This window comes from Solibacillus ferritrahens (assembly GCF_037027585.1).
Classification (GTDB): domain Bacteria; phylum Bacillota; class Bacilli; order Bacillales_A; family Planococcaceae; genus Solibacillus; species Solibacillus ferritrahens.
This window is the reverse complement of record NZ_JAXCLE010000013.1, coordinates 27,457-40,234: the sequence shown is the minus strand read 5'-3', so window position 1 is coordinate 40,234 and position 12,778 is coordinate 27,457. Positions and strand designations below refer to the sequence as shown.

The window sequence follows — 12,778 nt, the reverse complement described above, 5'->3', positions numbered from 1 at the left end:
TTAGCTGTTTAATCCTGTCAATACGCCTAAAACGTCATCTACAGCTACATAAGGTAATCCCTGTGCATCTGCTACCGCCTCATAGACAACATGCCCATCTACCGTGTTTAAACCAAGCTTTAATGCTGTATTGTCTAAACACGCTTTAATAAATCCTTTATTGGCAATTTGCAGTGCATATGGCACTGTATTATTTGTTAATGCCAGTGTAGATGTACGTGGCACTGCACCAGGCATATTTGCAACTGTATAGTGAACTACGTCATGTTTAACGAATGTTGGGTTGTCATGTGTCGTAACCTTTTCAGAAGTTTCGAAACAACCACCTTGGTCAATCGCAATATCAACTACAACTGATCCTGGTGACATAGATTTAATCATTTCTTCTGTAACTAATTTCGGTGCCTTAGCTCCAGGAATTAAAACAGATCCAATAACTAAATCTGCCGAGCGAACAGCGTCAGCAATATTGTATGGGTTAGAAATTAAAGTTTGTACATCACGACCGAATATATCTTCAAGCTGACGTAAACGTTCTGGGCTTAAGTCAATCACTGTTACATCCGCGCCCATACCTACTGCAATTTTCGCTGCATTTGTACCAGCAATACCGCCACCAATTACAGTTACTTTCCCGCGTGGAACACCTGAGACACCCCCAAGTAAAATCCCTTTTCCACCTTGGTATTTCTCTAAATAATGCGCACCAACTTGAGTCGCCATTTTACCTGCCACTTCACTCATCGGTGTCAATAATGGTAATGAACGGTTTGGTAATTGAACCGTTTCATATGCAATCCCTGTAACACGCTTTTCTAGTAAAGCCTTTGTAAGTTCTGGTTCTGGTGCCAAATGTAGATAAGTAAATAATATTAAACCTTCACGGAAATAACTATATTCACTCTTAACAGGTTCTTTTACTTTCAGAACCATTTCCGCATTCCATGCATCTGCAGCTGTATCTACAATTTTTGCGCCAGCTGCAATATAGTCATCATCTGTAAATGCTGAACCTAACCCAGCACCTTTTTCAATATACACTTCATGACCATTAGCAATTAATGACAATACTCCTGCTGGTGTCATTGCCACACGATTCTCATTATTTTTTATCTCTTTCGGTACCCCGATTTTCAACGTAATTCCTCCCTATAAACATCGCTTAGAAAAATGCATAACATAATTCAAATCCATTCTACCAACTTTAACACAAAAATAGTAGATTTATTTTAAATATAAAATTTATTCAGAATAGTACGCTTTACTGACAATATTTAAATTAGAAATTATATTAAATATTGTAATAAAAATATATTATCATAGTATTTGAACAAATTATGTACATTTCCAACCTAAATCGTGACATAACAATGGTAATTTTTTTAATTTTCGGGGTTAGGTGTTTCTATTCGAAAAACATTTGTTATAATGAAGTCATAGAAAAATTAGGAGGTAATGGAAATGGCAAATCATTATAAAAGCATTGTAGTAGCGGTAGACGGTTCTAAAGAGGCTGAATATGCGTTCCGTAAATCAATTGATGTAGCAAAACGCAATGAAGGTGCAACAATTAATTTAGTAAACGTTATCGATACACGTTCTTTTGCTGCTATCGAAGCTTATGATCGTTCAATTGCTGAGCGTGCTCAACAACATGCTGAAGAACTACTGAATGGCTATAAAAAGCAAGCAGAAGAAGATGGTGTTGAGAATGTAAATCTTATCATCGAGTATGGTTCTCCTAAAAATATTATTACAAAAGACCTTTCAAATATTGTAGAAGCAGATTTAATCATTTGTGGAGCTACTGGTTTAAACGCTGTAGAACGTTTCTTAATCGGATCAGTTTCAGAATCAATCGTTCGTACTGCTAAATGTGACGTATTAGTAATTCGTACTCCAGAATGATTTCATAGTTTAAAAGTAAAATGCCATCTTCTCACATTGAGTAGATGGCATTTTTGGCTCTATAATATCTGTTTCTTCAGTTAAACTAACATCATGATGTATATTAACGTTTTTGATTATTGCTTTCTTTCCACATACGTACCTTTTCAAAAAACATTGCCAACGCTTCTCTATTGGACATATTAGGTACTTTTGCCAATAAAACTTCACGTGGTGCTTTTAGTTGTGTACTTTGCTTCTGTAAAATTAAAATACTTTTCTCATGTGCTTTTGAAGCGAATAGATTTTCAGGGAGCTGGATGACAGCCTGAATCCACGCATGGCCCTTAATATACTGATGCAATTGCTTTGCTTGGTCAGATTCAAATAAGTTAGATGGAACTAAGAAAAATGCAAAGCCGCCTTCTTTTGTATAATTCAGCGATTGCTCAATAAATAAGTGGTGTGAATAACTCATTCCTTCTGCTGCACATAATTCATAATCAAGTGCTACCTCTTCGTTCGGATAATAACCTACAGGTAAGTCACATACCACTGCATCTACCGGATCGACTAGTAGCTTCTCGAGTGCATCCTGGCGAAATAGTGTTACAGGTTGTTCAACTAAGTCTCCAGTTGCTGCGGCTAATCGAATTAGCACATCATCAACTTCTACCCCAGTAGCTTCCACTTTACCTTCAAACGCATTCATTAATGTAAACAGTAAATTTCCTGTCCCTAAGGCTGGGTCTACTATTGATATTGATCGCTCAGTGAGTTCCTGTTCAAAGCAGCGCTCCACAAAATGGCTCACAATCAGTCCTAACGTGTCAGGGGTCATTTGGTGATTTGGCTGAGCACTTTTACGCATACCTTTAAGAATCGCAATTTGGATAGCTTTACGCATATCTTCCTTAGTTGCACCTTCTACTTGCCACTCAAATTTCCCATCAAGTGTTTCTTCCAATGTTTGTAACAACGCTTCTAAATAATCCTGCTCTTCTTGGGCAACAATAGTTTCAGCATGGTCATTAATGTATTTAAAGATTTGTTCAAACTTCTCCATAAAAATAACTCCCTCATTCCTATTCATCAAAGAAACGATACCCACTAAAAAGTGAGACACCACCTCTTTACTGTGGATTCTCTTTTGAAATCTATTTTCCAATCCACAAATGAACAACCCACTCAATAATCATTGAGTGGGTATCCATCTTCATTTATTTACTTTACAACAAAATCGTAAAAAACGAAATTATTTTGAAATGGCTTTTACAGCTTCAATTGCTGCGTCATAGTTAGGGTGGTCTGTACCTTCTGGAACATATTCTACATAAGTTACTTTGCCTGCTTCATCAACTACAAAAATTGAACGTGCTAATAGGCGTAATTCTTTCATATGTACGCCATACGCTTCACCAAAAGATGCATCGCGGTGGTCAGATACGGTTACGACATTGTCAATACCTGCTGCTCCACACCAGCGTTTTTGAGCAAATGGCAAGTCCATTGAAACTGTATAAATGACTACATTTTCACCTAAATTGGCTGCTGCTTCATTAAATGTACGTGTCTGCTTGTCACAAACACCTGTTTCTAATGATGGTACAACTGAAAATAAGCGAATTTTACCCTCAGAGTTCTTTAGTGTTACCTCTGATAAATCGTTTGCTAATACTTTAAAATCTGGGGCTTGATCCCCTACTTTTACCTCATTGCCGATTAATGTTACCGGACCGTTTTTAAATGTTACTTGTGCCATAACTATACGCCTCCTTTATATTCCCTAATATTACTAAACATGATTTGAAAAATGCAACTAACTGAGCTTACATTCACTTACTAAATAAAGAAAAGGGTTGCTCGGTATCAAATTGATCACGAAGCAACCCTTTCTTTTCTATAGAAGGTGTCGATAATTTACAATTCCCCTTCTAATATTTTTTAAACATCTTTAGTATAAATTCTTTCATGAATGACAACAGTATCCGCAAAATAATCTGCAATACTTTTATTATTCGGTGAAAAAGCGACGATTAAATATGGTAAGTACAATAATGTTCCATTAATAAATCTGCCTACTACTTCACGAAACAGAATAGTCATCCAGTCCAATGATTCGCCATTTTCCTTTTCAACCTTTATGCCAAAAACCATTTTCCCTAATGTTTGCTTAAAGAACTTCGTCAACAGGACAAAATAAGCATAAAAAATAATTCCAGATATAATGGTCATTGGCGCATACCAAACATTGCTAGCTGTGTCCCAATCCATTAAAGCAAATATTGGCTTTATAGATATACCTACTATTGCACTAATGACAAGGGAATCCAATACAAAAGCCCAAAAACGCATCCAAAAACCCGCTGTTTTTTGTTTAATAGAAGGCAGCTCTTCGGCAGATGTTGTATCAACTACTTCGATTGCTTCAGTCATTGCTTTCCCCCCTATTAGTAGTCACCGTATAAATACATCATACGCGGTGAATTCGTTGATGAAATAATTTTAGATAAAACTTGTGATTCTGCTGATGGGCTGAACATTGAGCCTAATTTGGCACCTAAAAATAACCCCCAGCTCGATGTATCCATCGTATATTCAAACAACTCTGCATCTTCCAAACTATAGTCTGCACGTAATGCATTGATAGCTGCTTCTTCATTACCGATTTCATCTACTAAGCCTGCTCTTAATGCCTGTGAACCACCTAATACACGACCATCAGCAACCTTTTTCACTTCTGCTTCCGACATATTACGTCCAGTTTCAATAATATCGACAAAATGTTCATAAGATTCATCAATCATCTCTTGAAGCATTGCTAGCTCTTCTTCAGTAGATGGGCGTGACCCTCCGAACATATCCTTATGCTCGCCAGATTTAATCGTTTCAAATTCGACTCCGATTTTTTCAGCTAATTTCTCATAATTGATTGACTGCATAATTACACCAATTGATCCTGTAATCGTTTCGCGCTGGGCAAAAATCTTATCTGCTGGTGCTGAGATATAATAGCCACCAGAAGCAGCCATCGCCCCCATCGTTACATAAATCGGTATTTGTTTTTCTTCTTTAATTTGTAATAACTTTTGGTATATTTCTTCTGATTCGATTACACCACCACCTGGTGTATTAACCGTTAAAAGAACTGCCTTAACCGTTTCATCTTTTAAAACAGCGTCCAACTGTTCCAGAAATGCTTGATGATTATAATCAACAGTTTCCCAAATACTTGGTTCTCCAACATCCTGAATTACACCATCAACTTTCAAATTGGCAATGCGCTCCGTAAAATCACCTGATTCGATTACATTTTCATATGTAAGAGCACCTGACCCCATCATAGTATCAAAGCTACTAAAGAAATCGGTTTTAAAAATAGTAATAATCGTATTAATCCCAATTGAGAAAAATAATAATACGGCAGCTATTATTAAAGCTACTACTCGTTTTGTATTCATGCCTTCGCCTCCTTATTATATGTACGATGGTATATTAAAAAAGTTTCAATGAAAAGATAATTCAGTACTAGAGTTTTATATCCATCGTTATTTCCTAAAAAAAGGCGGCAATATTCGCCACCTTTTTTCAATATTCCCCAGGAAATAATATCGGAAATTGTTATTTCAACTCTTTTAAACGCAATTCGACACGACGTATTTTCCCTGAAATTGTTTTAGGTAATTCATCTAGAAATTCAATAACACGTGGATATTTATATGGTGCTGTCAGTTGTTTAACGTGATTTTGTAAATCTTCTACGATTGTTGGGCTATCTTTCAACGATTGGTCTTTTAGTACAATAAACGCTTTTACAATATTTCCCCGTACTTCATCAGGACTTGCCACAACAGCACACTCTTGTACAGCAGGATGCTTAGTTAAAGCATCTTCCACTTCAAATGGACCAATAGTATAGCCAGAAGAAATAATAATATCATCATTGCGCCCTTCAAACCAAAAGTAACCGTCATCATCTTTCGTAGCACGGTCACCTGTAATATACCAATCACCACGATATTGAATTGCTGTACGCTCTGGGTCTTTATAGTAGCCTTTAAATAGCGCTGGAGTTGATTTGTGTACAGCAATATCCCCAACTTCACCTACTGGAACCGGCTCACCTTCCTCATTTACCAGTTCAATAATGTTACCTGGCGTTGGTTTTCCCATTGAGCCGGAACGTAATTCTGTATTTAGCAATGTTCCTATTAGCAATGTGTTTTCCGTTTGCCCATATCCATCCCGCACTACTAAATTATGCTCCCGCTTAAATGTTTCAATTACTTCCCGATTTAACGGTTCACCAGCTGATACTGCACTTCGCAATGAATTTAAATCAAATGAACCTAATTGATCTAATTTAGCCATCATTCGGTATTCAGTTGGTGTACAGCAAAGCACGTTTATCTTATGCTGCTCAATTAAATGCAAATATTGCTTAGCCTCAAATTTCCCTTTATATACAAATGCTGTTGCGCCACTCCCTAACACCGCCAAGAACGGACTCCATATCCATTTTTGCCAACCAGGTGCAGCTGTTGCCCAAACTGTATCTCCATCCTGTACACCAAGCCACTCTGCCGCTGTCGTGCGTAAATGCGCATATCCCCATCCATGTGAATGCATTACACCTTTTGGATTTCCCGTTGTACCGGATGTATAAGCTAAAAATGCTAAGTCATTTGATGATGTATTAACAGAATTAAATTCTTTTAATTGTTGCTGAGCAAGCTCCATTAACGAAGTCCAGCCTTCTTTGCTGTTTCCAACAATAAAGCGTTCAACATTAGATAAACTTTCAACACCTTCAAATTCTTTTACAAACTGCTCCATTACGATAATTGCTTTTGCTTCAGAATGATTCAATCGATATTCAATATCCTTTGCTCTTAGTAATTCTGAACTTGGAATTATTACTAGTCCTGCTTTTAATGCGCCGATATAAGAAACATATGCTTCCAGACAGCGTGGTAACATAATTAAAATAACATCACCTTTTTTTAAGCCTTTCGCGTAAAAGGCATTTGCTGCTTGATTTGCTTGCAGCAAAAGTTCTTCATATGTATATCGACTTTCCTTTCCATTTTCCTCCTGGAAAATCAATGCTATTTTGTTCGCTTTATTTTCGTGCTTTTCAAATTCATCCACAATATTATAATTTGCCGGTGCTACTAAATAGTCTTGATTCATTTTTAAATCTCCCCTTTGTTTAAAAAAGATCTTACTCATTTAGTATAATAATGAAAATCATTAATATCAAAATATTCCGCCATTTTTAATGGATAAATTTTTTTATTACCTGCAAAATAAAAAAGAACCGCTACATAAAGTAACGGTCCTTTTTCATAAATTTTATTATTGGTTTCCACCACGTAATTGTTGCTCAGCCATCTGAACTAGGCGTTTCGTAATCTCTCCGCCTACAGATCCGTTTGCACGAGATGATGCTTCTGCTCCTAATTGTACACCAAACTCTTGTGCAATTTCGTATTTCATTTGGTCAAGCGCTTGTTGTGCACCAGGTACACGTAATTTGTTTGAACTATTGTTGTTTGCCATGTGTTGCTCACCTCCTTGTGACATTAGAATGCACCAGGAGAAAAGTTTAATACACAAAAAAGGCAGGTAATTTATAGTTCGATTAGGAAATCATTTCTATAGTATAAACTTATAGTAAATCAGCAAATTTATCTTCTTTTACTTCTTTTTGTGGAAACACATGAACTTCGCGGTTTTTCACTGCTCGCTCAATTAAATCATCAAATTCCGTAAAACTTTCAAAATGAAGTACTTTTTCTAATTTTGGCTTAGTTTTCGGACTAGATGGTGTAAAAATCGTACAGCAATCTTCAAAAGGCTGTATTGATGTTTCATATGTGCCGATATCCTTCGCAATTTTAATAATGTCATTTTTATCAGCTGAAATTAACGGACGTAAAATTGGCGTATTTGTCACATCATTAATAGCAGTTAGGCTTTCTAAAGTTTGGGAAGCAACTTGCCCTAGGCTTTCACCTGTTACGATTCCTAGTGCACCAATTTCTTCACGAACTTTATCAGCAACTTTCATCATCATACGACGAGTGGAAGTCATAGACATATTATCTGGAACCGCATCTTTTACAGCTACTTGTAATTCTGTGAATGGAATGACATGCAGACGAATATTTGCACCGAATTTAGTTAATTCATTTGCAAGTTCTTTTACTTTTTGCAATGCATTATCGCTCGTATATGGTGGACTGAAGAAGTGAATGGCATCTAATCTAACGCCACGCTTCATCATTAAATACCCAGCAACGGGGCTATCAATACCACCGGAAAGCATTAACAGTGTTCGGCCATTTGAACCGATTGGCATTCCTCCAGCACCTTGAATTACTTGTGCCATCATATAGATTGCATCATCACGTACTTCAATACGTAGTGCAACATCCGGATTTTTCACCTGTACTTTAAAGTTAGGGAAGTTTGGTAATAGAGCTGCACCCATTTCACGCTGCAATTCATGCGTATCCAGTGGGAATGTTTTATCTGTACGATGCACTTCCACTTTAAACGTTAAATCACCTCGTTCGCGGTAGTCTTCTAAAATTTCCATTGCTAATGCTTTCATTACATCTAAATCTTTTTCACAAGATGCAACAGGGCTGATAGATTGGATACCAAATACATTTGGTAAACGGTCCATTAGTACAGCAAATTTTTCTTTGTTTTCAATTTCAATAAACATGCGATCACGTTCTGCACGAATTTTCAGTGGTGCAATATCATTGAATGAATAACGTACATTATCCCGTAAACGGCTAATAAAATCTTTTTTGTTACGTCCTTTTGTTGATAATTCGCCGTAGCGAACTAAAATTTCTTTAAAAATCATTGCGTAATTTCTCCTTTTAACTCTTTCATAACGACTGAAAATTGCTTTTTAAAAGCAGCAATATCTTCGTCTGTATTATTTGTGCCGAAGCTTAGACGCAATACGCCGTTTTTGTATCGACTATCGATATTCAACGCTTCCACAACATGGCTTGTTTTCGTTTGTTTAGATGAACAAGCACTTGATGTTGAAACGATAATATCACGCTTTTGTAATGCATTAATTAAAATTTCACCTTTTAAACCTTTTACACTAAACGACAAAATATGTGGTGCTCCGTCTTTTGGCGAAAGTATATATACCTCTTGGTCAAATTGCTCAAAGAAATGATGAAGTTCTGCTGACCATTTTTTATAGTTCTGGACATGTACAGGCATATTCTCAACAGCTAAACGCGCCGCTTTTGCCAATGCAGCAGCTTGTGGTACTGGAACCGTTCCACTTCGTAAACCAAATTCTTGTCCCCCGCCAACGATAAATGCCTTCAGTTGTGGTTTTTTACGAAATGCTAACAGACCGCTCCCTTTTAGACCATGGATTTTATGACCTGAAACAGAAATAACATCCGGACCTTCATCGCCTTCAAACAATACAGGCAACTTACCAAAACTTTGAATCGCATCAACGTGGAACATCGCTTGACATTGTTTATGAATTATTTGTGCTGCTTCTTTAATTGGCTGTATTGCACCCATTTCATTGTTTACATGCATAATACTCACGATAATGGTATCTTTACGAAGTTTTTGTTTTAATTCCTCTAAAGATATAATCCCATATTTATTTACTTTTAAATAGTCGATTTCATAGCCTTCTTCTTCTAAACGCTTAACGGCTTCCAAAATCGAGGGATGCTCTATTTCAGTCGTAATAATATGCTTGCCTCTAAAATTACTTGATTTTGCAAGACCAAAAATTGCGGCATTATTTGACTCTGTTCCCCCAGAAGTAAATAATATGTTTTTTTCTTCAGTATGCAAAATATTTGCTAATTGCTCACGAGCTTTTGTTAATAACGCATTTGACTCAACACCGGCACGATGGATGGAAGCCGGATTTGCAAAATATTGCTCATTCACTGCCAAGAATGTTTTTAGAACATCCTCGTGTGGTTTTGTTGTGGCACTATTATCTAAATAAATCATCTATACTCTACCTTCTTTTTTAAACTATTCAGCTTTACGACAAGGATGGATAGGAGATCCCCTAATCAATGCAACGCAATGCTTTATAGATAATTTCATATCAAGCAGAGAGGTTGTGGTAATAGTCTATTAAACCATTACCACAACCTCTTTAATTTGCTTATTTATTATAACGCTAAATCGTTCAACATGTAACCGTTATGCTTATCATTTTGAAATCAGTTGTTCTTGTACAAGCTCTTCAATACGATTAATAGCATTAGGATCTACAATTTCAACTGCCCTAGCTGCGTCTTCCAATGCCTTTATGTAGCGGAACTTTTTAAATGCATCCTCTGCTTCAAGCAAACTTTCATGAACTTGGCGATTATTTGCGCGATATCTGTTTCCAAACTGAATGAGACGCTCGATTATTAAAACATTCTCAATCATTTCCTGTGCTTTTTCATGTGTTTCTTCAATGGATTGCTTTGCACTTAGTAAATGTTGATTTACCTGTACAATATTTAATGGTACTTCTTGTAAACTTTGCACCACCACAAAAATACGTTCTGCCGCTTCTTCCAATCGCGCATCCATCTCCTCTGGTATCCCAGGAATATTAGCGCGCCCTAGCAAGCGTTCTGTATTTTGCAGCAAACGCTTTAAAGTTTCCAATTCAGCCCTTGCCTTATTCTCGTCAATCCGTAAATTCTTTAATTTATTTGAAAAGCTCTCTTGTTCTTCTGCAATGCGCTCAATTTCATCCGTAATTTCCTTCAATTCTTCCTGAAGGCTTGAATATGCGGACTTTTCTTCCTGTACACGTGTAGACAATAATTCATAGCGTCTTTGTAAAACTTCCAAATGCTTCAAACCGACTTTTGGAATTTCAGCCTCTTTGTCTTGCAATCGATAGCTATGCTGAATATAGGCCACTTCATCGCTAATATCTTTTGTTAATCGCATCACTTCATTAATCGTACTATACATACCCGTACAATTGCGTTCGACATATTTTCTTGCCATTACTTCTTTTTCTAGTAAATTATAGAAATGATCAATTTCATCATTAATAGTCTGAATGCGAGGCAATACAGTCTGTAGGTTTAACTCGGCAATAGCTTCCTTCAATACGTCTAATTCTTTTTCAAGCCCATCCAAGTATTCTGTCAGCTCTAAATGACGCAAATAATAGTTTTGCTCTTCCATTTCACGCTGCCCATTACGCAACTCATGAATCGCTGTCGGAATTTTTGTCTGTATTTCTGTAAGTAATGTTGGTACTTCGTTCAGTAGGTTGAATATAGTTTGAGCTTCATCATTCAGCTGAAGTACAATTTCACGAGCCTGTAGGTAGTTACCGTCTTTCGTTAACTCATCAAACTCTTCAAACTTTGGTACAAACTGCTCAAGCTTCTTTTCCAATTCCTCTAGAGCGGGACCAAATGAATGTTGATGTGCCAAAATCGTTTTACGAGCAGAACGGTAATATTCTTTTAACTGCTCAATTTCGATACGGTTTTTTTCTTCACTGCCAATTAATTCATCTAGCTCTGTAATAATTTGTACACGAACTTGCTCGCACTTTGTAAGCTCCTGATCAATTTCCCGTTCTGCATGTGTAGCTTTGTTGAATTTGAAACGATCAATAAATTCTTCCGCATCAAACAACAATTCGTCAATTTTCGGAATTTGTTTATCCACAACATCCAACCATCTATTACGCCAGTTTTCAAATAGCTCTTCTGTTTGCCCATTCATATTTAGCGCTTTTACTTTAGCTAACTCTTCAAAAATTGGATAGTGTTGGATTTGTAACTTTTCTTTATCTAATCGTCCTATTTCTGCATTATGCTTGCGTCGTACTACCAACCCTACAATCAATAATGCTAATAGTATGACGACAATAATGATGATATAATTTATCATTGTAAGCCCCCTAATCCCAATTAAAATCAATAAATTACCTATATACGTCTTATTAATAATAACATGTTTTAATCTATTTGTTGAACTATTTGCAGGTTTTTTTACTGCAAATCCCATATTTTTGAAGGAGGTCGCATAAAATGATGCGCGATGGTCATATACATACCCCTTTTTGCCCACATGGCTCCACAGATTCATTCGAGGAATATATTGAGAAAGCAATTGAAAGTGGATTCAAAGAAATATCTTTTACAGAACATGCCCCACTCCCTGATGGCTTTATCGATCCCACACCCGATAAGGACAGTGGCATGGATAAAGTATATTTGAAAAACTATCTTCATCAGCTGAAAACACTAAAAGAGCACTATCAATCAAAGATTATTATTAATATCGGTTTGGAAGTTGATTATATTATCGGTTTTGAACAGCAAACACGTCAATTTCTAAATGAATTTGGACCTTTCCTGGATGATGCCATTTTATCAGTTCACTTTTTACAGACAGCAGATGAGTATGTCTGCATTGACTTTTCCGACGAAGTATACTTACAATTTGCTAATAAGGTAGGCGGAATCGCCCCTATGTATGAACTCTATTATGAAACGGTTAAAAAATCGATTTTGGCAGACCTGGGTCCATTCAAGCCGAAGCGGATAGGTCATCCAACATTAATTCATAAATTTCAGCTGGCTCATTCAAAACAAATTGATGACTCCTTGCAAATTAAGGAAATTCTTATATTAATGAAGCAGCATCATTATGAACTTGATTTCAATAGTGCCGGTTTAAGTAAACCATTCTGCAAGGAGCCCTATCCGCCATTACCATTTGTACAATTCGCAAAAGAATTAAAAATTCCTATTATTTTTGGATCTGACGCACATACTGCACAGCATTTACATCAGCATTATGAGGTTTTACAGCAAAAAATTATTTTTTAATCGGAGGT

General features: G+C 36.5%; 12 protein-coding genes. 2 read left to right on the top strand and 10 right to left on the bottom strand.

The window, feature by feature from the left end:
- Positions 1 to 1,137: an alanine dehydrogenase gene (gene ald, locus SNE38_RS13215; protein WP_191702900.1), complete on the bottom strand. Its 1,137-nt coding sequence runs from the start codon at positions 1,135 to 1,137 to the stop codon at positions 1 to 3.
- 324 nt (positions 1,138 to 1,461) lie between these two features.
- Between ald and SNE38_RS13210 the strand changes: the two genes are divergently transcribed.
- Entirely contained in the window at positions 1,462 to 1,908 is a 447-nt protein-coding gene (locus SNE38_RS13210) for a universal stress protein (protein WP_191702901.1), read from the top strand.
- Between the two features lie 103 nt (positions 1,909 to 2,011).
- On the opposite strand, the gene SNE38_RS13205 is transcribed toward SNE38_RS13210, so the two are convergent.
- From SNE38_RS13205 to ezrA, 9 genes are all read right to left on the bottom strand, one after another.
- Positions 2,012 to 2,953 carry a class I SAM-dependent methyltransferase gene (locus SNE38_RS13205; RefSeq protein WP_191702902.1) on the bottom strand — a complete coding sequence of 314 codons (942 nt, stop codon included), beginning with the start codon at positions 2,951 to 2,953 and terminating at the stop codon, positions 2,012 to 2,014.
- 189 nt (positions 2,954 to 3,142) lie between these two features.
- Complete coding sequence (gene tpx, locus SNE38_RS13200; protein ID WP_191702903.1) at positions 3,143 to 3,649, bottom strand: thiol peroxidase; 507 nt, start codon at positions 3,647 to 3,649, stop codon at positions 3,143 to 3,145.
- A 182-nt stretch (positions 3,650 to 3,831) separates the two neighbouring features.
- Positions 3,832 to 4,323, bottom strand: coding sequence for an RDD family protein (locus SNE38_RS13195; protein ID WP_191702904.1), 492 nt, complete (start codon positions 4,321 to 4,323; stop codon positions 3,832 to 3,834).
- 14 nt (positions 4,324 to 4,337) lie between these two features.
- Positions 4,338 to 5,348, bottom strand: coding sequence for a signal peptide peptidase SppA (gene sppA, locus SNE38_RS13190; RefSeq protein ID WP_191702905.1), 1,011 nt, complete (start codon positions 5,346 to 5,348; stop codon positions 4,338 to 4,340).
- 160 nt (positions 5,349 to 5,508) lie between these two features.
- A complete protein-coding gene (gene mbcS / locus SNE38_RS13185) occupies positions 5,509 to 7,080 on the bottom strand; it encodes an acyl-CoA synthetase MbcS (RefSeq protein WP_191702906.1) in 1,572 nt (523 codons plus the stop codon).
- Between the two features lie 165 nt (positions 7,081 to 7,245).
- Complete coding sequence (locus SNE38_RS13180) at positions 7,246 to 7,449, bottom strand: alpha/beta-type small acid-soluble spore protein (protein WP_191702907.1); 204 nt, start codon at positions 7,447 to 7,449, stop codon at positions 7,246 to 7,248.
- A gap of 109 nt (positions 7,450 to 7,558) precedes the next feature.
- A complete protein-coding gene (gene thiI, locus SNE38_RS13175; protein ID WP_191702908.1) occupies positions 7,559 to 8,770 on the bottom strand; it encodes a tRNA uracil 4-sulfurtransferase ThiI in 1,212 nt (403 codons plus the stop codon).
- Positions 8,767 to 9,915 carry a cysteine desulfurase family protein gene (locus SNE38_RS13170; RefSeq protein WP_191702909.1) on the bottom strand — a complete coding sequence of 383 codons (1,149 nt, stop codon included), beginning with the start codon at positions 9,913 to 9,915 and terminating at the stop codon, positions 8,767 to 8,769. The genes thiI and SNE38_RS13170 overlap by 4 nt, the downstream gene beginning before the upstream one ends.
- Positions 9,916 to 10,122: 207 nt before the next feature.
- On the bottom strand, positions 10,123 to 11,826 hold the full coding sequence (gene ezrA, locus SNE38_RS13165; RefSeq protein WP_336046654.1) for a septation ring formation regulator EzrA: 1,704 nt from the start codon (positions 11,824 to 11,826) through the stop codon (positions 10,123 to 10,125).
- A 140-nt stretch (positions 11,827 to 11,966) separates the two neighbouring features.
- Between ezrA and hisJ the strand changes: the two genes are divergently transcribed.
- Entirely contained in the window at positions 11,967 to 12,770 is an 804-nt protein-coding gene (gene hisJ / locus SNE38_RS13160; RefSeq protein WP_191702911.1) for a histidinol-phosphatase HisJ, read from the top strand.
- Positions 12,771 to 12,778: the final 8 nt, after the last annotated feature.